The sequence below is a fragment of the Pseudonocardia kongjuensis genome (assembly GCF_039526905.1).
GTDB lineage: Bacteria > Actinomycetota > Actinomycetes > Mycobacteriales > Pseudonocardiaceae > Pseudonocardia > Pseudonocardia kongjuensis.
On record NZ_BAAAJK010000053.1, the window covers coordinates 83,347 to 105,157 of the forward strand.

At 75.5% G+C, this 21,811-nt stretch carries 17 protein-coding genes; 10 read left to right on the forward strand and 7 right to left on the reverse strand.

The window, feature by feature from the left end; translation table 11 throughout:
• Positions 1 to 18 precede the first annotated feature (18 nt).
• Positions 19 to 1,581, forward strand: a complete 1,563-nt coding sequence (gene guaA, locus ABD160_RS30110) for a glutamine-hydrolyzing GMP synthase (protein WP_344029019.1) — start codon at positions 19 to 21, stop codon at positions 1,579 to 1,581.
• Between the two features lie 158 nt (positions 1,582 to 1,739).
• On the opposite strand, the gene ABD160_RS30115 is transcribed toward guaA, so the two are convergent.
• Positions 1,740 to 1,970: a hypothetical protein gene (locus ABD160_RS30115; protein WP_344029023.1), complete on the reverse strand. Its 231-nt coding sequence runs from the start codon at positions 1,968 to 1,970 to the stop codon at positions 1,740 to 1,742.
• A complete protein-coding gene (locus tag ABD160_RS30120) occupies positions 1,963 to 3,240 on the reverse strand; it encodes a PspC domain-containing protein (RefSeq protein ID WP_344029026.1) in 1,278 nt (425 codons plus the stop codon). Before ABD160_RS30120 ends, ABD160_RS30115 begins: the two co-directional genes overlap by 8 nt.
• Positions 3,241 to 3,348: 108 nt before the next feature.
• Here ABD160_RS30120 and ABD160_RS30125 point away from each other — a divergent pair, with 108 nt between their 5' ends.
• Together ABD160_RS30125 and ABD160_RS30130 are read left to right on the forward strand one after the other, a co-directional pair.
• Positions 3,349 to 4,809: an ATP-binding protein gene (locus ABD160_RS30125; protein ID WP_425563687.1), complete on the forward strand. Its 1,461-nt coding sequence runs from the start codon at positions 3,349 to 3,351 to the stop codon at positions 4,807 to 4,809.
• Positions 4,806 to 5,480: a LuxR C-terminal-related transcriptional regulator gene (locus ABD160_RS30130; RefSeq protein ID WP_344029029.1), complete on the forward strand. Its 675-nt coding sequence runs from the start codon at positions 4,806 to 4,808 to the stop codon at positions 5,478 to 5,480. The genes ABD160_RS30125 and ABD160_RS30130 overlap by 4 nt, the downstream gene beginning before the upstream one ends.
• 67 nt (positions 5,481 to 5,547) lie before the next feature.
• On the opposite strand, the gene ABD160_RS30135 is transcribed toward ABD160_RS30130, so the two are convergent.
• On the reverse strand, positions 5,548 to 6,990 hold the full coding sequence (locus ABD160_RS30135; RefSeq protein ID WP_344029032.1) for a hypothetical protein: 1,443 nt from the start codon (positions 6,988 to 6,990) through the stop codon (positions 5,548 to 5,550).
• 321 nt (positions 6,991 to 7,311) lie between these two features.
• Positions 7,312 to 7,617 carry a chorismate mutase gene (locus ABD160_RS30140; protein ID WP_344029034.1) on the reverse strand — a complete coding sequence of 102 codons (306 nt, stop codon included), beginning with the start codon at positions 7,615 to 7,617 and terminating at the stop codon, positions 7,312 to 7,314.
• A gap of 265 nt (positions 7,618 to 7,882) precedes the next feature.
• Here ABD160_RS30140 and ABD160_RS30145 point away from each other — a divergent pair, with 265 nt between their 5' ends.
• Positions 7,883 to 10,348, forward strand: coding sequence for a UvrD-helicase domain-containing protein (locus tag ABD160_RS30145; protein ID WP_344029037.1), 2,466 nt, complete (start codon positions 7,883 to 7,885; stop codon positions 10,346 to 10,348).
• Positions 10,349 to 10,357: 9 nt separating this feature from the next.
• Here ABD160_RS30145 and ABD160_RS30150 read toward each other — a convergent pair whose 3' ends face one another.
• The 3 genes from ABD160_RS30150 to ABD160_RS30160 all read right to left on the reverse strand — a co-directional run bounded on the left by ABD160_RS30150 (position 10,358) and on the right by ABD160_RS30160 (position 13,189).
• A complete protein-coding gene (locus ABD160_RS30150) occupies positions 10,358 to 10,969 on the reverse strand; it encodes a DUF1707 SHOCT-like domain-containing protein (RefSeq protein WP_344029040.1) in 612 nt (203 codons plus the stop codon).
• 67 nt (positions 10,970 to 11,036) lie between these two features.
• Positions 11,037 to 11,816, reverse strand: coding sequence for a M23 family metallopeptidase (locus ABD160_RS30155; RefSeq protein ID WP_344029043.1), 780 nt, complete (start codon positions 11,814 to 11,816; stop codon positions 11,037 to 11,039).
• Between the two features lie 374 nt (positions 11,817 to 12,190).
• The gene (locus ABD160_RS30160) at positions 12,191 to 13,189 is read right to left on the reverse strand and encodes an esterase/lipase family protein (protein WP_344029046.1); all 999 of its coding nucleotides are present in this window, start codon (positions 13,187 to 13,189) and stop codon (positions 12,191 to 12,193) included.
• Between the two features lie 255 nt (positions 13,190 to 13,444).
• Between ABD160_RS30160 and sucC the strand changes: the two genes are divergently transcribed.
• The 6 genes from sucC (at position 13,445) to purH (ending at position 21,596) form a co-directional block, all read left to right on the forward strand.
• Complete coding sequence (gene sucC / locus ABD160_RS30165; protein ID WP_344029049.1) at positions 13,445 to 14,635, forward strand: ADP-forming succinate--CoA ligase subunit beta; 1,191 nt, start codon at positions 13,445 to 13,447, stop codon at positions 14,633 to 14,635.
• 3 nt (positions 14,636 to 14,638) lie between these two features.
• On the forward strand, positions 14,639 to 15,526 hold the full coding sequence (sucD, locus tag ABD160_RS30170) for a succinate--CoA ligase subunit alpha (protein WP_344029052.1): 888 nt from the start codon (positions 14,639 to 14,641) through the stop codon (positions 15,524 to 15,526).
• Between the two features lie 159 nt (positions 15,527 to 15,685).
• Positions 15,686 to 17,044 carry a DUF5336 domain-containing protein gene (locus ABD160_RS30175; RefSeq protein WP_344029054.1) on the forward strand — a complete coding sequence of 453 codons (1,359 nt, stop codon included), beginning with the start codon at positions 15,686 to 15,688 and terminating at the stop codon, positions 17,042 to 17,044.
• Positions 17,045 to 17,555: 511 nt separating this feature from the next.
• Entirely contained in the window at positions 17,556 to 19,139 is a 1,584-nt protein-coding gene (locus tag ABD160_RS30180; protein WP_344029057.1) for a cell division protein PerM, read from the forward strand.
• Positions 19,140 to 19,419: 280 nt separating this feature from the next.
• Positions 19,420 to 20,034 (forward strand): phosphoribosylglycinamide formyltransferase, encoded by a 615-nt coding sequence (purN, locus tag ABD160_RS30185; protein ID WP_344029060.1) that lies wholly within the window; start codon positions 19,420 to 19,422, stop codon positions 20,032 to 20,034.
• Between the two features lie 2 nt (positions 20,035 to 20,036).
• Positions 20,037 to 21,596, forward strand: coding sequence for a bifunctional phosphoribosylaminoimidazolecarboxamide formyltransferase/IMP cyclohydrolase (purH, locus tag ABD160_RS30190; RefSeq protein WP_344029063.1), 1,560 nt, complete (start codon positions 20,037 to 20,039; stop codon positions 21,594 to 21,596).
• Positions 21,597 to 21,811 lie beyond the last annotated feature (215 nt).

Sequence of the window (21,811 nt, forward strand, 5' to 3'; positions counted from 1 at the left end):
CGTCGTTACCCTTGACGCGTGCAGACCCCGACCGTCCTCGTCGTGGACTACGGCGCCCAGTACGCGCAGCTCATCGCCCGGCGGGTGCGGGAGGCCGACGTGTACTCCGAGATCGTCCCGGCGTCCACGCCCGTCTCCGAGATCGTCGCCCGCGGGCCCGCCGCCGTGATCCTCTCCGGCGGCCCGGCGAGCGTCTACGCCGAGGGCGCCCCGGCGCTCGATCCGGCGCTGTTCGACACCGGCATCCCGGTCTTCGGCATGTGCTACGGCTTCCAGGCGATGGCCCGCGCGCTCGGCGGCGAGGTCGCGCACGACGGCACCCGCGAGTACGGCCGCACCGAGGTCACGCTGTCCGGTTCGCCGGGCGTGCTGCACGACGGCCTGCCCGCCCGGCACCCGGTCTGGATGAGCCACGGCGACTCGGTGACCGCCGCGCCCGAGGGCTTCACCGTGACCGCGTCGTCGGACCGGGTCGCGGTCGCCGCCTTCGAGGACACCGGCCGCCGGCTGGCCGGCGTGCAGTACCACCCGGAGGTCGGCCACTCGCCGCACGGCCAGGAGGTGCTGCGCCGGTTCCTGCACGAGGTCGCCGGCATCACCCCGGGCTGGACCACGGCGTCGATCATCGACGAGACCGTCGAGGCGGTCCGGGCCCAGGTCGGCGACGGCCGGGCGATCTGCGGGCTGTCCGGCGGGGTCGACTCCGCGGTCGCCGCCGCGATCGTCCAGCGGGCCATCGGCGACCGGCTGACCTGTGTGTTCGTCGACCACGGGCTGCTGCGCGCCGGCGAGCGCGAGCAGGTCGAGTCGGACTTCGTCGCCGCCACCGGGGCGAAGCTGCACACCGTCGACGCGGCCGACCGCTTCCTCACCGCGCTCGCCGGGGTCACCGACCCGGAGGAGAAGCGCAAGATCATCGGCCGGGAGTTCATCCGGGTCTTCGAGGCCGCCACCGCCGAGGTGCTGGCCGAGGAGAAGGTCGACTTCCTGGTGCAGGGCACGCTCTACCCGGACGTCGTCGAGTCGGGCGGGGTGGACGGCTCGGGCAACAACACCGCGACGATCAAGAGCCACCACAACGTCGGCGGGCTCCCCGACGACATCGAGTTCGCCCTGATCGAGCCGCTGCGCGCGCTGTTCAAGGACGAGGTCCGCAAGGTCGGCGCCGAGCTCGGGCTGCCCGAGGTGATCGTCGCCCGGCAGCCGTTCCCCGGCCCCGGCCTGGGCATCCGGATCATCGGCGAGGTCACCCACGACCGGCTGGAGACGCTGCGCGCCGCCGACGCGATCGCCCGCGACGAGCTCACCGCGGCCGGTCTGGACCGGGAGATCTGGCAGTGCCCGGTGGTGCTGCTGGCCGACGTCCGCAGCGTCGGCGTGCAGGGCGACGGCCGCACCTACGGGAACCCGATCGTGCTCCGCCCGGTCAGCTCCGAGGACGCGATGACCGCGGACTGGACCCGGCTGCCCTACGAGGTGCTCGAGCGGATCTCCACCCGGATCACCAATGAGGTGTCCGAGGTGAACCGGGTGGTGCTCGACGTGACGAGCAAGCCCCCGGGCACCATCGAGTGGGAGTGAGCCCCCGGCCGACGTGATGCGGGGCGGAGCCGGTCAGTCCGGCCCCGCCCCGGCCCACCCGGGTCGAGCGGCGCTCGACCCCCGTCGGAGCCGCGACCTCGCGGGTGGAACGGACGTCGGCGAGGCTCCCCAGCCCGCCGGCACCCGTCGTCTCTCCCTTAGTCGTCCGTGGCCGCCCGGGAGTTACGCACACTCGCCACCAGGAATGCGATCCCGGCCACGACCGCGGTCCCGGCCAGCAGCCAGCGGATGTCGACGACCTCCCACGGGCCCGTCCCGGTGATCCCGGCCGCCGCGACCAGCAGCGACAGCAGGCCCGCGACCAGTCCGACCGGATCCGGCCGGGTCCGTGCACGGCCGTCCCGGCCGGTACCGCCCTGCTCAGCCACGCTGCACCTCCACCGCTCCCATCTCGGCCCGCAGGTCGAGCTCCAGTACCCGTCCGCCGGGACCGTCCGGCCCGGGATCGGTCACGTCGAGCCGGGCGTCCTGCCCGGCCCGGGACTGGCCGTCGACGGTCACGTCGCCCCATCCGGCCGAGCTGCGCACGACGAGATCGGCGTCCTGCGGGACGCGCACGATCACCGCCCCGGCACCCACCTCGGCCCGGGTGGACACCGGGCCCTCGGCGCCGGGGGCCGCGGTGAGGTCGAGCCGGGTCAGGTCCAGTTCGATGCTGCCGGTGCCGCGCCGGTACTCCGGCGCCAGCTGGGCCAGCGTCGCCGGAGCGTCCATCATCGGGCCCATCCCGCCGCGGACCGCCCACCCGTCCGGGCCCAGCGCACCGTTCAGCAGGGTCGCCAGCCAGGTCACGATCGCGAGCAGCACCGCGAACGGGATCAGCCAGCGGCCGGCCCGCCGGAACGCACCCACCAGCAACCCGATCCCGACGACGGCGAGTGCCGCACCGGGGACCGCGGAGGCGGGCAGTGCGCCGGGTGCGGCCAGCACCACGACGCCGACCATGCCCGCGGTGACCAGCGCGACGGCGAGGGTCACCGGGGTCACCCTGGAGCGCGGCCGGGGTGGCGGCGCCGGTTCGGGGCCCGGCTCGGGGAGGTCCCAGGCGAACGGTGCGACGCCGAGCGGGTCCCACGCCGGTGGCGCGCGCTCCGGCTCCGGTGGCGCGACCGGCGGCGTACCCGGCCGGCCCGGATCCCGGGCCGGGATCGCGGCGGTCGTCCCGTCCGGTGCGGCCCAGGGCACCGGCGGCGTCGGGGTGAGCGCGGCGGTCCGGCCGCCCGGGCGCCCCCCGCGGGTCACGTGCACCGCGACCAGCAGGCCCAGCGTGACGATCGTCGCGATCAGCCGGTCCACCGGCATCACCAGCGGGATCGCCAGCAGCGCCGCGATCGTCAGCAGCACCGCGGCGAGCGCGGAGGTCGATCCGCCGCGCTGCGGTGGCGGGCCCCCCGGCCGCCCCGCATCCGGCAGCACCGCGCACCCGGCGAGGTACAGCGGCAGTCCCGGGCCGGCGATCGCCGCGACGACGAAGCCGACCCGCACCAGCGTCGGATCCAGCTCGTAGCGCCGGGCCAGCGCCGCGGCGACGCCGGCCAGCTTCCGGTCGTCGCGCGGCCGCAGTGGCCGTGACTCCCACATGTCGCGCAGGGTGTCCGTCGCCTGCACCCCCGTCCCCGGGGCCCCCGATCCGCTCATGCAGGTCACTCTGCCCGCCCCGGGGACCCGGGGTCTCCGGGACAACCCCGAGGCGACCCCGGAACCGGACCGGAGGGCCCGGGGCGCGGCGCGTGTGACGATGGAGGGGTGAACAGCCCGAACCCGCGCACCGGGAGCCCGCCCGCGACCGTCGCGCGCGAACCGGACGTGGTGCCCGGGGAGCAGCCGGGAACGTCCCCGGAGCCGGCCGGGACCCAGGCTGCGCCGCCGGACCAGGCTGCGCCGCCGGACCAGGCTGCGCCGTCGGACCAGCCTGCGCCACCGGACCAGGCGGCCCCGGGCGCGGCGCCGACCGTGCCGGGCCCGGCCACCCGGCCCGCGGCCCCGCTCACCCGGCGGCGCACCGGGCGGCTGCTCGGCGGCGTCGCGGGCGGTCTCGCCGACCACGTGGGTGTGGACGTGCGGTGGGTCCGGGCGGCGTTCGTCGTCCTGACCTTCCTGGGCTGGGCCGGGGTGCTGGCGTACGGCCTGCTGTGGGTGTTCGTCCGGCAGGAGGACGATCCGGTCGAGCGCACGGTGACCCGCTCCGAGCGGCTGCAGGCGGCCGGGCTGCTCACCCTCGGTCTCGGGCTGTCCCTGGTCGCGGCGACCTCCGGGGCGTCGGTGCTCGGCTGGATCGCCGGGCCGCTGGGGCTCGCGACGGTGGGTGCCGCCGTCGTCTGGCGGGAGGCCGACGAGGCGCAGCGCAGGCGGTGGGCGCGCGACGCCCGCAGCCGGGTCGTCGGCGGGCGGGCGGCGCTGCTGCGCACGCTGCTCGGCGCGGCCCTGGTGCTGACCGGGCTGGCGGTGTTCCTGGTCGGCAACCTCGATCTCGGCCAGGTCCGGTTCGGGATCCTGGCCGCGCTCGCCACGCTGCTCGGCGTCGCGGTGCTGACCGTGCCGTGGTGGGTGCGGCTGGTCCGGGACCTCGGGGAGGAGCGGCAGGCCCGCGCCGTGGAGGCGGAACGGGTGGAGATCGCGGCGCACCTGCACGACTCGGTGCTGCAGACGCTCGCCCTGATCCAGCGGCAGGCCGGCGACTCCCGCGAGGTGCAGCGGCTGGCCCGCGGGCAGGAACGGGAGCTGCGGGCGTGGCTGTACGGGCCGGGTGGCCGGGCGCGGGGCGGTGACGGCAGCGCCGCGGCGACCGAGACGACGCTGTCCGCGGCGATCACCCGGGTCGCCGGCGAGGTCGAGGACACCTACGCGGTCACGGTCGGCCCGGTCCTGGTCGGTGACGCCGAGCTGGACGGCGACCTGCGGGCGCTGGTGCTCGCGGCCCGCGAGGCGATGGTGAACGCGGCGAAGCACTCCGGATGTTCGGAGGTGGACGTCTACGTGGAGGTCGAACCCGGCGAGGACGGCGCCGCAGGCACCGCCGAGGTGTTCGTCCGGGACCGCGGGCGCGGCTTCGACCCGGACGCGGTGGACGGCGACCGGCACGGCCTCGCCGACTCGGTGCACGAACGGATGCGTCGGCACGGCGGTACGGTCCGGATCCGGACCGGCGCGGGCTCGGGTACGGAGGTGCGGCTGTCGATGCCGCTGGGGGAGAAGGAGACGGCATGAGCGACGACGGCGATCCGATCCGGGTCTACCTGGTCGACGACCACGCGCTGTTCCGGTCCGGGGTGCGCGCCGAGCTGGACCGCGGCGACGGCGGCACACCGGTGGTCGAGGTGATCGGCGAGGCCGGATCGGTGGACGAGGCGGTGGCCGGCGTCGGGCACCTGGCCCCGGACGTGGTGCTGCTCGACGTGCACCTGCCCGGCGGGGGCGGCGCGGAGATCCTGCGCCGGACCCGGGCGGCGGGCACCGAGTCGGTGTTCCTCGCACTGTCGGTGTCCGACGCGGCCGAGGACGTGATCAGCGTGATCCGGGCAGGCGCCCGCGGCTACGTCACCAAGACGATCTCCGGCCGGGACCTGTCGGACGCGGTGCGCCGGGTCCGGGCCGGGGACGCGGTCTTCTCGCCGCGGCTCGCCGGGTTCGTGCTGGACGCCTTCTCCGACCGCCCGGGCGCCGCCCCGCCGGTCGATCCGGAGGTCGACCAGCTCACCAAGCGCGAGCGGGACGTGCTGCGCCTGCTGGCCAGGGGCTACGCCTACAAGGAGATCGCCGGGGAGCTGTTCATCTCGGTGAAGACGGTCGAGACGCACGTGTCGAGCGTGCTGCGCAAGACCCAGACGTCGAACCGGCACGAGCTGTCGCGCTGGGCGACCGACCGCAGGCTGGTCTGATCCGGACGCCGTGACGCCGACGGCCCCGGACCAGCTGGTCCGGGGCCGTTCGGGGTACGGGTCGGGCTCAGCCGCCGAGCAGCGAGCCGACGCCCTTCGTCACGCCGCCGAGCGCGCCGCCGACCGGCTCGGTGACACCGGACAGCGCGCCGCCGACCGGCTCGGTCACCGCGCCCAGGGTCTGGCCGACCGGCTTCGTGACGGCCTGCAGCGGCTGGGTGGCCTCGCTGCCCCCGTCGTCGGAGGACCCGCCGTCGCCGGAGTCCCGCTTCGCGGAGGTGTCCAGCAGGTCGGTCACCGGGGCGGCGGCCTTCAGCACCGGACCGGTGAGCGGCTCGGTCGCGCTCAGCACCGGCTCGGTGACCGGGGAGAGCGCCCCCAGGACGGGGGTGGTGACCGGCTCGAGGGTGTCGGTGAGCGGCTTCGTCAGCGGCTGCACCGCCTCGGTCACCGGGGTGACGGCCGAGGTGACCGGGCTGAGGGTGCCGCCGAGGGTCTCGCCGACCGGTGCCGCGGCCCGGGCGACCGGCGCGACCACGCCGCCGACCGTGGACCCGACCGGGCGGGTGGCCTCGGTGATGTCCTGCAGCGGGCCGGTGCTGGTGCCGCCCTGCGCCGGGCCGGGCGCGGTGACCGGCTCGATCAGGTTCGTCGCGGGCGGGCGGGACGGGTTGTTGAGCGCCGCGACCAGCGGGACCCCGCCGATCGGCGAGCCGGTGGCGGTGGAACCGGTCCCGGTGCCCGGGGTGCCCGGCGTGCCCGGCGCGGACGGGGCGGGCGAGAGGATCCCGGGCAGCAGCCCGCCACCCTGACCGCCCTGTTCCGGGGCGCGCTGCACCGGCACCGCGGCGGCGGCGCTCGGGCCGGAGCCGGTGGAGACCTGGCGCACCGTGGCCGCGGCGGTGGACCCGGCCGCCTGCTGCGGGAACGCGACCTCCATCCAGTCGGTCGCGCCGGGCGCGGTCGCCGGGAGGGTCTCCAGCGTCGACTGCAGCGCCACGTTCGCGGCCAGGTACTGGCCGGGCAGGCCGTCGGTCTGGGCGCTCGCCGGCAGCCCGACGCCGGGGAACAGCCCGTCCGCGGCGGCCTGGGCGTCCGACGGGTGCGACGCGGCGCCGTTGTAGATGGCGGCGCCGAGCACCGAACCCGCGGCGACCAGGGCACCGGCGACGGCACCCGCCCGCCGGCGGCCGGCCGCGGGCCGGTTGGCCCACTCCTGGGCCGCGACGGCCGCGGAGCGCGGCTGCGGCAGGTCGATGTCGGGCCAGCCGCCGGGCGCACCGGCGGCGGGGACGTCGGCGGCCGCGGCGGGGACCGGCGCGCGGCCCTCCCGGCGCAGCAGGTCGCCCACGGACAGCACGGGGCCGGTCAGCGGACCGGTCTCGTGCCGGGACTCGCGCGCGCCTGCCGTGTGCCTGGCCAGCAGTTCGGCGACGCTCACTACCTCACGGGGCCCGGAGGCGCCGCCCTGGGCGCCGGGGAGCGGGGCACCGGCGGGGGTGTCGGTCACGGCCGCACGTCCTCCTTCGGGTCATTTCGACCAGGGAAGATGTACCGGATGAGCCGCCCCGTCCCAAGTGGTGACCCTCCGCTCGTCGCAGGTACCCCTTTAGGGTGATTCCCGTTCATCGGGCGTATCCAACCGCTCGTCCTGCTCGTTGGCGTCACAGGCAACCTGTGTGTGACGCACCGAGGTCGGAAGTCCCAGGTCGGTCACCCGTCGCCTTCGGAATCGGTCACGCAGCGGGCACGCCGGGCGAATCGGCGAACGGTTGTGATCTGATCCGCCGACACGCCGTGTGCCGCACGCCCCGGCGGGACGGGTGCCGGTTCAGCGCCCGCCGAGCCGGCCGCGGCCGAGGCGCAGCAGCATCATCGCCAGCTCCCGGCCCTCGGACCCGAGCGCGTCGAACCGGTCCAGCACGGCCATCTCGCGGCTGTAGACGATCCGTGGGCCGCCGGCCGCCATCCGGGCGGCGCCGATCCGCTTCGAGACCTCGGTGCGCCGCAGGATCGCGTCCAGGATCTCGGCGTCCAGCCGGTCGATCTCGGCGCGCAGTGCGTCGATCTCGTCGTCCGCGGCGGTGGGGACGGAGTCGGTGCGGGTGCCGTGCGGGCGGGGGTCGGTGGCGGGCATGGGCTCCTCGTCTCGGTCGGTCGGGTGCTCGGGCCCGGGGACCGGGGACGCGCGAACGCCCCGGGTCCGCGGACTCCGGGGCGTGCTGGTGGCTCTGCGCTCAGACGGTGGGCGCGGTGGGCGCAGCGGGTACCCGGGTCCGGGACCCGTGGCGAAATCGCCCGCCGACGTACACGTTGCGCACGCGCGGAAGTGTAGACCACCCGGCGCGATGACGGCCGCGGGTTCGGGAGTGTCGGACCCCCGGCGTACCGTGTTCGACACGATGAGTGCGCTGTTCGAACTCCCCGGAACCAGCCAGGGCGGGTCCGCCGCCGAGCCGAAGACCTCGCGCGGCCGCCAGCTGCTGGAGGGTCTCAACGACCGGCAGCGAGAGGCGGTCACGCACGCGGGATCGCCGCTGCTCATCGTGGCCGGTGCCGGCTCCGGCAAGACCCGGGTGCTCACCCACCGGATCGGCTGGCTGCTCGCCGAGCGCGGCGTGCACCCCGGCGAGATCATGTCGATCACCTTCACCAACAAGGCAGCGGCCGAGATGAAGGAGCGGGTCGACGCGCTGGTCGGCCGCCGGTCCGGCCCGATGTGGGTGTCGACGTTCCACTCGATGTGCGTGCGGATCCTGCGCCGGGAGGCCAAGCACCTGGGGGTGCGCAGCGCCTTCTCGGTGTACGACGCGGACGACACCCGCCGGCTGGTCGGCATCGTCGGCCGGGACCTGGAGCTGGACCCGAAGAAGTACGCCCCGCGGGCGCTGGCCGCGCAGATCTCGAACCTGAAGAACGAGCTGCTCTCGCCGGACGACGCGGCCGAGCGCGCGGCGAACGACCACGAGCGCCGGGTGGCCGAGGTGTACGGCGTCTACCAGGCGCGGCTCCGCCAGGCGAACGCGTTCGACTTCGACGACCTGATCATGGAGACGGTCTCGCTGCTGGACCGGATGCCCGCCGTCGCCGAGTACTACCGGCGCCGGTTCCGGCACGTGCTGGTCGACGAGTACCAGGACACCAACCACGCGCAGTACGAGCTGGTCCGCCAGCTGGTGCTGCCCGCGACGGCGCAGGCCGCCCCGGCCGAGCTGTGCGTGGTCGGCGACTCGGACCAGTCGATCTACGCCTTCCGCGGCGCGAACATCCGCAACATCGTCGAGTTCGAGCAGGACTTCCCGGACGCGCGGACCATCCTGCTCGAGCAGAACTACCGCTCCACCCAGACCATCCTCACCGCGGCCAACCGGGTCATCGCGCGGAACACCGAGCGCCGCGACAAGCGGCTGTGGTCGGACGCGGGCGACGGCGAGAAGCTGGTCGGCTACGTCGCCGACAACGAGCACGACGAGGCGTCGTTCGTCGCCCGCGAGATCGACCGGCTGGTCGACTCCGGCGAGTACCGCAACTCCGACATCGCCGTGTTCTACCGGACCAACAACCAGTCCCGGGTCTTCGAGGACGTCTTCCTCCGGGTCGGGCTGCCCTACCGGGTCGTCGGCGGCGTGCGCTTCTACGAGCGGCGCGAGATCCGGGACGCGCTGGCCTACCTGCGGGTGCTCTCCAACCCGGAGGACACGGTCAGCCTGCGCCGCATCCTGAACGTGCCCAAGCGCGGCATCGGCGACCGGGCCGAGGCGGTCGTCGCCGAGTACGCCGAGCGGGAGCGCACCTCGTTCGCCCGCGCGCTGCGCACCGCGGCCGAGCAGCCGGAGCGGCTGCCCGCGCTGGCCACCCGGTCGCAGCGCAACATCGCCGGGTTCGTCCGGATGCTCGACGAGCTGGGCGAGCTGGTCGAGCGCGGCGACGACACCGCCGAGATCCTGGAGGCCGTCTACGGGCGCACCGGGTACCTGGAGGAGCTGCAGGCCTCCGAGGACCCGCAGGACGGCACCCGGATGGACAACCTCGCCGAGCTGGTCACCGTCGCCCGTGAGTTCGCGGGGGACGCGGCGGTGGCCGACCTGGCGGCGCTGTCGACCGATCCGGACGCCGGGGCCGCACCGGCCACCGACGACCCGGCCACCGACCGCCCGGCCACCGACGGCCCGGCCACCGACGGGCCGGGTGCCGACGACGACATCGCCGCCGGCGTCCCCGAGCCGGGTTCGCTGGCCGCGTTCCTGGAGCGGGTCGCGCTGGTCGCCGACGCCGACTCCATCCCGGACGACGACTCCGGCCTGGTCACCCTGATGACCCTGCACACGGCGAAGGGCCTGGAGTTCCCGGTGGTGTTCCTGACCGGCTGGGAGGACGGGATCTTCCCGCACCTGCGCACCCTCGGCGACCCGAAGGAGCTCGCCGAGGAGCGCCGGCTCGCCTACGTCGGCATCACCCGCGCCGAGCAGCGGCTCTACCTCTCCCGGGCGATCGTCCGGTCCGCGTTCGGGCAGCCGAGCACCAATCCCGCGTCCCGCTTCCTGGACGAGGTGCCGCCGGAGCTCGTCGACTGGCGGCGCACCGAGGAGCAGCTGGTGGCCGAGCGGCCGTCCGCCCCGGTCGGCCGGTTCGGCTTCGGCCGCCGCTCCGGCTCCGACCGCGGCGACTGGAAGGTCCCCGAGCGCAGCCTGAACAACCAGTCCCTGCAGCTCGACGTCGGCGACCGGGTCAACCACGACAAGTACGGCCTGGGCACGGTGGTCGCCTCCGACGGGTCCGGGCCGCGGGCCACGGTGACGATCGACTTCGGCAGCGGCGGCACCGTCCGGCTGATGCTGATCGGCGGCGTGCCGATGCAGAAGCTGTAGCCGGGCGGCTCAGTCGTCGTCGTCGTCCGGATCGGCGACGGCCTCGCTGCGGGTGAGGATCTCGGTGCTGCCGAACGCGCCGGACACGTCCACCCGGACGGGCTGCCCGCCGGTGGTCGCGCACGCGGTCTCGCAGTCCACCGAGCCGAACACCTTCCAGCCGCCCACGGTCACCCGCGCGTCGTCGGGCACGACCACCCGGACCGAGCCGAACAGCACCCCGAGCTCGACCCGGTCGCGGTCCTCGGCGACGCCGACCGTGCGGCTGCCGAACACGACCGTGCCGTCGTCCCCGCCGAGCAGGTGCGAGCCGCCCCACAGGGCGGCGGCGACCAGCGCGATCGTGGTGAGCGTCCCGCCCGCCGTGCGCGCCCACTCCAGGCCGATCTCGCGGGCCCGTGAGGTGGCCGGGGCCGCGCCCGCGCGGGTGGCGGGCGCCCGGTCGTCGGGCGGCAGGTCGTCGGTCAGGCCGGCCAGCTCGGAACGGTGCCGGGCGGCCCACGCCTTGGCCGACCGTTCCTCGTACTCCTCCAGCGTCAGCCGTCCCTCGCCGTGTGCGCGCTGCAGCCGGTCGTCGACCGCCCGCCGCTCGGCGTCCCCGATCCGGTAGTCGTCCCCCACCCGGACATCCTGTCGGGTCGCCTCCGGCGAGGGGAAGGCGGGGACCCGACCCGGTCGGGCGACCGGCTCAGGCGTCCCGGCTGCCGGTGGCGCCGCTGATGTCGAGGCCGCGCGCGGCGAGCCACGGCCGCGGGTCGGTCTTGGTGCCGTCCGCCTCCCACACCTCCAGGTGCAGGTGCGGGCCGGTGGACTGGCCGCGGTTGCCGACCTCGGCGATCTCCTCGCCGGCCCGGACCTGCTGACCGACCTCGACCAGCGAGCGGTTGATGTGCCCGTAGACCGTCGCGGTGCCGTCGTGGTGCCGGAGCACGACCCACATGCCGAACCCGCTGGCCGGCCCGGACTCCTCGACGACGCCGTCGGTGAGGGCGAAGATCGGCGTGCCGATCGGGGCGGCCAGGTCGATCCCGTAGTGCTGCACGCCCCAGCGGGCGCCGAAGCCGGAGGTGAACCGGCCCGAGGTCGGCATCACGAACGGCTCGCCGTCGTAGACGACGGCCTTCGGGGCACCCTGCGACATCGCGGTGGACAGGGCGCGCTCGACCTTGGCGGCCTGCTCACCGAGCCGGGCGGCCTTGGTCAGGTTCTCCACGTCGACCGCGGCCGTCCGCGCCAGATCGGGCACCGACGACGCGGCCGCCAGCTGCTCGCCGCCGATCGCCGAGGTCACCGCGGGTGCGGTCGCCGCGGCCGGCTCGGCGGTCACCGGGAGCATCGCCGACGCGGCGATCCGCTCGTAGGACTCCTCCACCGACGGCGCACCCGCCAGTGCGGGGATGCCGAGGGTGCCCGCCACGGTCTGCCCGGCCGCGACCAGCGCACCGCCGGCTGCGGCGGCGACCGTCACACGGGTGCGCGAGATCGTCGGCGGTGGCGCCGGGAGCCGGTGACCGCCCGCGGTGACCGGCACACGGGGGAGCGTGCCGGGCCGGAGCTCCGGTCGGATGGCGCCGCTGGGGGAGCGGTGGCGCGCCAAGACCTGCCCTTCTGGGTGTTCATGGCGCCGCGGGCCGTTCGCCGGTGGTCGTCGGAGTGGGGGCTCCGTCGGGGGGTGGCGCCGTTCGGGGAGGGCGCCGACCACCGTGATCGGTCCGTGACGTGGACGACGCGACGGTAACCCGCGAGTCGCGGTGTGGCAACGGCGTGCCACCGGGTGGTTGCGGACGGTCGGAGATCATCGACGACCGGTCGGGCCGGTGCGGGGAGCCGTCGCCGGCGTCGTCAGGAGGCGGGGGCGCCGCGCTGGTCGGTGACCGCTTCGGCGGAACCCGGATCGCGCCGTCCGGCCGGGCGCAGCGAGCCGCGCAGCCGCCGGTCGCGGACCCGGTCGTGCTCGCGCCGCTCCTGCTCGCCGCGGGCCAGCGTGCTCGCCACCCAGTGCACCGTCCGCCGGTCGATCGGCAGCGACAGGTGACCGACGTCGTCGAGCCCCAGCTCCTGAACGTCGAGATCGGGATGGCGGAGCCGGGAGTTGCGCTGCGGGAGGATGATCTCGTCCATCCGCGACCAGACCACCAGGAACCGGGTCCGGCAGCCGGGTGCCGGCTCGGCCAGCTCGCGCAGCACGTCCGAGCCGGGTCGCAGCTGGCGGCACAGCGCGGTCGGCGCGAGCCGGGCCAGGTTGCTGCCCGAGTGCGGGCTGCCGAGGGTGACCACGGTGTCGACGACCGCGTCGCCGCCCATCCGCTGCACGTAGTAGCGGGCGATCACCCCGCCCAGCGAGTGTCCGACGATGTGCACCTTCTCCGAGCCGGTCACCTCGCGCAGCCGCTCGACGTGGCCGTGCAGCTCGTGCGCGGCACTGCGCAGGTCCCCGGTGAGCAGGCTGTAGTTGATGGCGTTCACCACACCGAACCCGCGGCGGCGGAGCTCGTGGGCGAAGACGGTGAACACCGAACGGTTGTCCATGATGCCGTGGATCAGCAGGATCGGGGTGCCCGCCGCGGCCGGGTCGGCGACCACCAGGCTGCGCTTGACCGGGGGCAGCGAGTCGGTGCGGTAGTGGCCGTGCGGGCGGACCGTCTCCTCCGCCAGGCCGACCGGGTAGAGCGCCACGTGCGCGGTGAGCCAGGCCCACTCCACGGCCAGGCCACGCAGGCCGGCGGGCGAGGTGAAGGTGCGCAGCGCGTACCCGGCAGCCTGCCCGAGGTCGAGGGCCAGGGACGGGACCCCGGCGGCCGCCGCGCGCAGGCGCCGCCATCCGGGTAGCGCCGTCGCCATGATCGAACGATAGGTCAGAAACGTCACCGCAACCAGACGGCAAAACGGTCAGGGCTGACCGGGGTCCGTCGCCCGCGGTCATCGGTGACTGCTCTTGCGGGGTGACAGCAGTCACCAGGACCAGGTCAGGACGGGTGCGGCCGGTCTGGTTAGGCTCCCCGACGCAGCACGACCGACGTCCGCGACCGCTGCCGCCTCCCCTGTGCGGGGCGCCCCCGGGAGAAGCCGGGCCGCGCCGGTCGCGACGAGAGCGAAGTGGAGCGGGAGAGCCGAGTGGACCTGTACGAGTACCAGGCGAAGGATCTCTTCGCCGCGCACGGAGTCCCGGTGCTGCCGGGCAGGACCGTGGACAACGCCGCCGACGCGGCGGCCGCGGCGGCCGAGCTGGGCACCGCCGTCGTGGTGAAGGCTCAGGTCAAGACCGGCGGCCGGGGCAAGGCCGGTGGCGTCAAGCTGGCCGAGAACGCGGACGAGGCCAAGGAGAAGGCCGAGGCCATCCTCGGGCTGGACATCAAGGGCCACACCGTCCACCAGGTGCTGGTGACCGAGGCCAGCGACATCGCCGAGGAGTACTACTTCTCGTTCCTGCTGGACCGCTCCAACCGCACCTTCCTGGCCATGTGCTCGGCCGAGGGCGGCATGGAGATCGAGCAGCTGGCCGTCGAGCGGCCGGACGCGCTGGCCCGGATCGCGATCGACCCGATCGCCGGTGTCGACAAGGCCAAGGCCGACGAGATCGTCGCCGCGGGCAAGATCCCGGCGGCGGTGGCCGACGAGGCCGCGACCGTGATCGTCAAGCTGTGGGAGACCTTCGTCTCCGAGGACGCCACGCTGGTCGAGGTCAACCCGCTGGTCCGCGACCCGCAGGACAAGGTGATCGCGCTCGACGGCAAGGTCACCCTGGACGAGAACGCCGGCTTCCGGCACCCGGCGCACGCCGAGCTGGTCGACGAGCGCACCGAGAACCCGCTCGAGGCGAAGGCGAAGGCCAAGGGCCTCAACTACGTCAAGCTCGACGGCGGCCAGGTCGGCATCATCGGCAACGGCGCGGGCCTGGTCATGAGCACCCTGGACGTCGTCGCCTACGCCGGTGAGGCGCACGGTGGCGTGAAGCCCGCCAACTTCCTCGACATCGGCGGCGGCGCCTCGGCGCAGGTCATGGCCGACGGCCTGGACGTCATCCTGGGCGACGACGAGGTCAAGAGCGTCTTCGTCAACGTCTTCGGCGGCATCACCGCCTGCGACGCGGTCGCCAACGGCATCGTCGAGGCGCTGAAGATCCTCGGCGACGAGGCGACCAAGCCGCTGGTCGTCCGGCTGGACGGCAACAACGTCGACGAGGGACGTCAGATCCTCGCCGACGCGAACCACCCGCTCGTCACCGTGGTGGGCACGATGGACGACGCGGCCGCCAAGGCCGCCGAGCTCGCGAACGCTGGAGCCTGAGACATGTCGATCTTCCTCAACGAGAACAGCAAGGTCATCGTCCAGGGCATCACCGGCGGCGAGGGCACCAAGCACGCCACCAAGATGCTGGCCTCGGGCACGAACATCGTGGGCGGCGTGAACGCCCGCAAGGCCGGGACCACCCACACCGTGGGCGACAAGGACGTCCACGTGTTCGGCACGGTCGAGGAGGCGATCAAGGAGACCGGCGCCGACGTGTCGGTGCTGTTCGTCCCGCCGAAGTTCGCCAAGGACGCCGTGATCGAGGCGATCGACGCCGAGATCCCGCTCGCCGTCGTGATCACCGAGGGCATCCCGGTGCACGACTCGGCGTACTTCTGGGCGCACGCCGTCGCGAAGGGCAACCGGACCCGGATCATCGGCCCGAACTGCCCCGGCATCATCTCCCCGGGGAAGTCCAACGCGGGCATCATCCCGGCGAACATCGCCGGCCCCGGCAAGATCGGTCTGGTGTCGAAGTCCGGCACGCTGACCTACCAGATGATGTTCGAGCTGCGTGAGTTCGGCTTCTCCACCGCGATCGGCATCGGCGGCGACCCGGTCATCGGCACCACCCACATCGACGCCCTCGAGGCGTTCGAGGCGGACCCGGAGACCGAGGCCATCGTGATGATCGGCGAGATCGGCGGTGACGCCGAGGAGCGGGCCGCCGACTTCATCAAGGCGAACGTCACCAAGCCGGTCGCCGGGTACGTCGCGGGCTTCACCGCGCCGGAGGGCAAGACGATGGGCCACGCCGGCGCCATCGTGTCCGGCTCGGCCGGCACCGCGCAGGCGAAGAAGGAGGCCCTCGAGGCCGCGGGCGTGAAGGTCGGCAAGACGCCGTCCGAGACCGCCGCGCTGATGAAGGAGATCCTCTCCTCGAAGTAGCAGGCACTCGCCGACGCACGCGCGGGCCCCGGGATCGTCTCCCGGGGCCCGCGCGTTCGCGTGGTGCCTCACCCGACCGGGTGGCCCGATCGGCTAGCGTGCGACCGAGCAGTCCTGTCGCCGACGCCGCGCCCGTCGCGGCCCGCTGGAGTAGCCGTCATGACGAGCCACCAGCCCGCCTCCCCGGGGGCCGCACCCCCTGCCCGACCCGCGGAGGCCGGTGATCCCGGCACCCTCCAGGGAGGTCCGGCGCGGCTCGCGGTGCTGGGCGGCGGGGCGCTGGCCCTGATCTCGCTGATCGCGGCGTTCTTCGACGCCGGCGCGGGCAGCCTGCTCCCGCTGACGCTGGTCGTCGGTGGCGGGATCGCGGGCACCCTGTCGCTGCTGCCCGGCACCGGCCGCACCCTGGTCGCCGGGGTGGCGCTCACCGGAACCGGGTTCCTGACGATGCTGTTCCTGTTCACCGCGAGCGGCAGCCCGGTGTCCGCGGGTGCGGCGGGCTGGATCTCGCTGGCGTTCGCCCTGCTCGCCGCGGCCGCGCTGCTCTACGGGCAGCTCCTGCTGTCCGGGGTGCTGTCGGCGCCCGCGCCGCGGCCGGCCCGGCCGTCGCACGTGGCCGAGCAGCCGTGGGCCACGCCGGGGCTGCCGCAGCCCGGCTACCCCGGTCAGCCCGGGCCCGGCCAGTTCCAGCAGCCCGGATACGGCCAGTACGGCGCCGTCCCCGGCCACTACGGCGTGGGGCAGCAGGCCGCGCCCGGTTACGGCCAGCACGCCCAGCACGCCCAGCCGCCGGGGCAGTACCCGGGCCCGTACGGCCAGCCCGGTTACGCCGGTCCGCAGCCGGGCGGTCACACGCCCGGGGCGCATCCCTCGGGGGTGCCGTCCGGCGGTGCGTTCTCCGGGATCGCCTACGGCGAGCGGCCGGTCGCGGCGTCCGAGCCGGGTGGGTACGGGCAGGCGCCGGGCCAGCAGTACCCGGGTCAGCCGGGTGCGGGCCAGCCGGCCGCGGGTCAGCCGGGTGCGGGTCAGCAGGCGGCCGGTCAGCCGGGTGCGGGTCAGCCGGCGTCCCCGGGTGTGCCCGCTGGTCATGATGCTTCCGCCGGCCAGCAGGTGCCGGCCCAGCCGGCCGCGCCGTCGTCGTCCGGTCAGCCCGCGCCGGGGCTCTCCCCGGCCGCCCAGCCCGGCTCGGCGCTCCCCGAGCAGGGGCAGGCGTCCTCGCCGGCCCACCCGGTCCCGGCCCAGTCCCCGTCGCCCCAGTCCGGGGCACCCCGGTCGGTGTCCCAGCATTCCGCGGGGCAGTCGGAGTGGGCGCCGGGACCGTCCGGGACCGCCCAGCCGGGGACGCCGGCCGATCCGCCGCCCAGCACCCGCCCCTACGGCGGCGAGGACGTCCCCGGCGCCGAGCCCGGCGCCGGTGCGGCCTCCTCGGCGGGCCACCGGCAGCCGGATCCCGCCGGGAACGCCCCGGACGACGAGGCGACCCGCGCACTGCGCACCGACGGCGGCTCGTCGGGCTGAGCCGGGACGCGGGTGACGGTGACCGCCGTCCCCGGCGTGCCTGCCGTCGGTGGCGTCCCGGCGCTGCGACCCTGACCGGGTGAGCACCCCGTCCCGGCCCACCCGCGGCCGTCCCGCGTCCCGTTCCCGGACGACCGGCTCCGCGGCCGGCCGGACCCGCGGCGGGGTGCGCGACGCGGGCGTCGCCGAGCGCGGCCGGTCCCGTGACGGCGGTGCCCCGGATCGGGGGGCGTCCCGTGACGCGGGTGCCGCCGAGCGCGGTCGGTCCCGTGACGGCGTTGCTGTCGAGGGCGGCCGGTCCCGTGACGGCGGTGCCGCCGACCGCGGCCGAACCCGTGACGCGGGTGTCGCCGACCGCGGCCGGCCCCGTGACGCGGGTGCCGCGGAGCGTGGCCGGTCCCGCGACGGGACTGCGGCCGGGCGCGGCCGGTCCCGTGGCACGGCCCGCGCGGGCGGTCCCGGCGGGCGACCGGAGCGCGGCGGCACCGGGCACGGTCTGGACCGGCTGCGGGTGCTGCTCGCCTCGACGATGGGGGCGGTGCTGGCCGGCTACACGATGCTGGTCCCGGTCGCCGCACTGCTCACCGGTACCGGCGGTGCCCCGGTCACCGCGGACGGCGCGCTCGCCGCGGCCGTCCCCATGTGGCTGGCCGCCCACCAGATCCCGATCGCGCTGGACGGGCATCCGCTCGGCGTCCTCCCGCTGCTGCCGACGATCGTGGTCGTCGTGCTGGTCGGCTGCTTCTCGCGCTGGGCGGTGCGCCGGCTCGGCGGGCGGGTCCGGCACGACGCGGGAGCCGTGGTCGCGAGCCAGGCCGGCGCCGCGGCGGCCGTCGCCGTGCTGGCCGGTGCGCTGCTGCCGCGGGAGATGGCGGTCACCGCGCCGTGGGCGTCGCTGGTCGGTGCCGGGCTGATCGGCGGCACCGCCGCCGGGGTGGGCGTCGTCCACGCCTGCGGGCTCCCGGTGGCCTGGCGCCGGGTGCTGGCGGGCTGGCCGGGGGTGGCGTTGGCCGGGATCCGGGTGGCGGCCACCGGCCTGCTGCTCACCGCCGCGCTCGTGCTGACCGCGGCGCTGCTGATCACCGCGCCCGCGGTGACCGACATCGCCCTGCGGCTCGGCCCCGGGATGGGCGCCGCGACCGGGGTGCTCGTGCTGACCGTGGGCTACCTGCCGAACGCGCTCGTCGGCGCGCTGTCCTGGGCGACCGGGCCGGGCGTGACGATCGGCATCGCCACCTCCGGGCCGCTGGCCGCCGAACCCGGCCCGATGCCGCCGTTCCCGCTCACCGCGGTCCTCCCGGTGACGGCCGTCCCGACCGCCGCACCGCTGGTGCTGCTGTTCCCGGTGGCGGTGGGCGTGCTGACCGGGCTGGCCTGCCGGCGTGCGCTGCCCACCGGCGCCCCCACCGCGGACCGGATCGCCGCGCCGGTGACGGCGGCCGCCGTCACCGCCGTCGGGGCGGCGGTGCTCGCCACCGTGGCCGGTGGCCCGCTCGGCGGCGGCCCGTACGACCCGGTGTCCTTCCACCCCGGTGCCCTCTTCGGGGCGGTGCTGCTCCTGGTCGGTCTGCCCGCGCTGCTCACCTGCGCCGGGCCGGAGCTGGCCCGGCACGTCCCGATGGGCAGCGCGACCGGTCGCCGTCCGTCCGCGCGCCCGGCGCCCGCGCGATCCCGCGGTGCGCGCCAGGGCCGCCCGGCCACGGTCGGTGACCTCGTCGAACGGCACCGCACCTCGGGCTCCGGGGCCCCCGGCCGGGCATCCGCCGCGACCCCGGCCGGGCGCTCGGCCGACGACCCGGATCCGGGCAGCGCCACCGACCACCGCGCCACCGGCCACCGCGCCGACCAGGACAGCGCCGACCAGGACAGCACCGGCCAGGACAGCACCGATCGCGGCAGCGCCGACGACGACGGTGCCGACCACAGCACCGCCGACCACAGCACCGCCGACCACAGCACCGCCGATCGCGACAGCGCCGCCGACGACAGCCCCGATCGCAGCGCCATCGATCACCGCGCCGACCACGGCAGCGCCGACCACAGCACCACCGACGGCGACAGTCCCGACGGCGACAGCGCCGACCGCGACAGGTGAGCACCGCGCCACCGACAACGGCAGCACCGCCGATCCCGGCGACCATGGTGCGACCGGCAGCCATGGGGCGACCGGCGACCACAGGGCGATCGGCAGCCACGGCGACACCGGCGGTCGCGGCACCACCGGCACCCCCGGCGAACCGGGCGGCGAGCCGGACCGCTGACCGCCGCCGGACCTCCCACCCGGCCCGGACAGGGCCCCGGCACCGCCCGGCGGGCCCCCGCCTACCCTGGCCTGTGCAGCGGGACGGCCCGCGGGGCGATGTCGAGGGAGAGCGGTGGGCGCGGACGAACAGCCGGTGACCGGCCGGTTCCGGATCGTCGTCCTGATCTCGGGCGGCGGGACCCTGCTCCAGGCACTGCTCGACGCGGCGGGCCCGGAGTTCGCAGTGGTCGCGGTCGGCGCCGACCGGCCGGGGGCCGCCGGGCTGGACCGGGCACGCGCCGCCGGCCTGCCCACCTTCGTCGAACGGGTCGGTGACCATCCCGACCGCGCGGCATGGAACCGGGCGCTCGCCGCCGCCGTGACGGCACACCGGCCGGACCTCGTCGTCGGGGCCGGCTTCATGAAGCTCGTCGCACCGGCTTTCCTGGACGCGCTCGGATGCCCGATGCTGAACACGCACCCGGCCCTGCTGCCGGCGTTCCCCGGCGCGCACGCGGTGCGTGACGCGCTGGCCGCCGGGGTGGACGTCACCGGCGCGACCGTGCACGAGGTCGACGCGGGACTGGACACCGGGCCGGTGCTCGCGCAGGCGGAGGTGCCGGTACTCCCGGGCGACGACGAGACCGTCCTGCACGAGCGGATCAAGACCGAGGAACGACGGCTGCTGGTCGGGACGGTGCGGCGGCTCGCCGCATCGGGGACCACCGCCTCCGAACCCACGAGGTGAACATGAGTGAGCGCAGGCCGGTCCGCCGGGCCCTGATCAGCGTCTACGACAAGGCCGGGCTGCTGGACCTGGCGACCGGGCTGCACGCCGCGGGGGTGGAGATCGTCTCGACCGGCTCGACCGCCGCGCGGATCGCCGACGCCGGCGTGCCGGTCACCGCGGTCGAGGAGGTCACCGGGTTCCCGGAGTGCTTCGACGGCCGGGTGAAGACCCTGCACCCGCGGGTGCACGCCGGGCTGCTGGCCGACACCCGCAAGCCCGAGCACGTCGACCAGCTGGAGCAGCTGGGCATCGCGCCGTTCGACCTGCTGGTGTCCAACCTGTACCCGTTCCGGGAGACGGTGGCCTCCGGCGCCGGCCGGGACGAGATCGTCGAGCAGATCGACATCGGCGGTCCGGCGATGGTGCGGGCGTCGGCGAAGAACCACGACAGCGTCGCCGTCGTGGTCGACCCGGCCCGGTACGACTGGGTGCTGGAGCAGGTCGCCGCGGGCGGGTTCGTGATCGAGGACCGGCGCGGGCTGGCGGCCGAGGCGTTCCGGCACACCGCGGGCTACGACGTCGCGGTGGCGTCCTGGATGGGCGGCGAGCTGGCGCCCGAGCAGGACGCCGGGCCGTTCCCGACCTGGATCGGCGCCACCTGGAACCGGGAGCGGTCGCTGCGCTACGGCGAGAACCCGCACCAGGCCGCCGCGCTCTACACCGACGGCGCCCCCGGCCTCGCCGGTGCCGAGCAGCTGCACGGCAAGGAGATGTCCTACAACAACTTCGTCGACGCCGACGCCGCCTGGCGGGCCGCGCACGACCACGGTGACCAGCCGACCGTCGCGGTGATCAAGCACGCGAACCCGTGCGGCATCGCGGTCGGCACCGACGTCGCGCAGGCGCACCGCAAGGCCAACGCCACCGACCCGGTGTCCGCCTTCGGCGGCGTGATCGCGGTCAACGGCGAGGTCTCGGTGGAGCTGGCCGAGCAGGTCGCGGAGATCTTCACCGAGGTGGTGGTCGCCCCCTCCTACGCCGACGGTGCGCTGGAGGTGCTGTCGCGCAAGAAGAACGTCCGCCTGCTGCGGATCCCCGGCGAGGTCGCCCGATCCGGCGTGGAGCTGCGGCCGATCTCCGGCGGGGTGCTCGTCCAGCAGCGCGACCTGGTCGACGCCGACGGTGACGACCCGGCGGCGTGGAAGCTCGTCACCGGCGACCCGGTCGCCGAGGAGACGCTCGCCGACCTGGCGTTCGCCTGGCGCGCCTGCCGCGCGGTGAAGTCGAACGCGATCCTGCTCGCGCACGACGGCGCCGCGGTCGGGGTCGGCATGGGCCAGGTCAACCGGGTGGACGCGGCCAAGCTCGCGGTGCAGCGGGCCGGGGACCGGGCGCGCGGCTCGGTCGCGGCCTCGGACGCGTTCTTCCCGTTCCCGGACGGGCTGGAGGTGCTGCTCGACGCCGGCGTCGCCGCCGTCGTGCAGCCCGGCGGATCGGTGCGCGACGAGCAGGTGATCGCCGCCTGCGCGAAGGCGGGCGTCCCGATGTACCTGACCGGGACCCGGCACTTCGCGCACTGACCTCGTCCCCCGGCCGTCGGCCCGGGTCGCCGCGGGCGGCCCGGGCCGCGCCGTGTCCGGGGTCCGTGAGCAGCCCGGCCGAAACTGTCGGGGTGCCGTGCGACGGTGCTCCGCATCGGCCCGGGCATCCCCCGACCGGGGGCTGCACAGCGCCGGGCCGGGCCCTATGATTCGAACGTAAGTTCGAGCACGCGCCGTCTTCCCCACGGCGTGCC

Coding starts and splice junctions, on each gene's coding strand:
- ABD160_RS30120 (WP_344029026.1), bottom strand. CDS start 3,240: ATGAGCGGATCGGGGGCCCCGGGGACGGGGGTGCAGGCGACGGACACC.
- ABD160_RS30130 (WP_344029029.1), top strand. CDS start 4,806: ATGAGCGACGACGGCGATCCGATCCGGGTCTACCTGGTCGACGACCAC.
- ABD160_RS30140 (WP_344029034.1), bottom strand. CDS start 7,617: ATGCCCGCCACCGACCCCCGCCCGCACGGCACCCGCACCGACTCCGTC.
- ABD160_RS30145 (WP_344029037.1), top strand. CDS start 7,883: ATGAGTGCGCTGTTCGAACTCCCCGGAACCAGCCAGGGCGGGTCCGCC.
- ABD160_RS30160 (WP_344029046.1), bottom strand. CDS start 13,189: ATGGCGACGGCGCTACCCGGATGGCGGCGCCTGCGCGCGGCGGCCGCC.
- sucD (WP_344029052.1), top strand. CDS start 14,639: ATGTCGATCTTCCTCAACGAGAACAGCAAGGTCATCGTCCAGGGCATC.
- ABD160_RS30175 (WP_344029054.1), top strand. CDS start 15,686: ATGACGAGCCACCAGCCCGCCTCCCCGGGGGCCGCACCCCCTGCCCGA.
- purH (WP_344029063.1), top strand. CDS start 20,037: ATGAGTGAGCGCAGGCCGGTCCGCCGGGCCCTGATCAGCGTCTACGAC.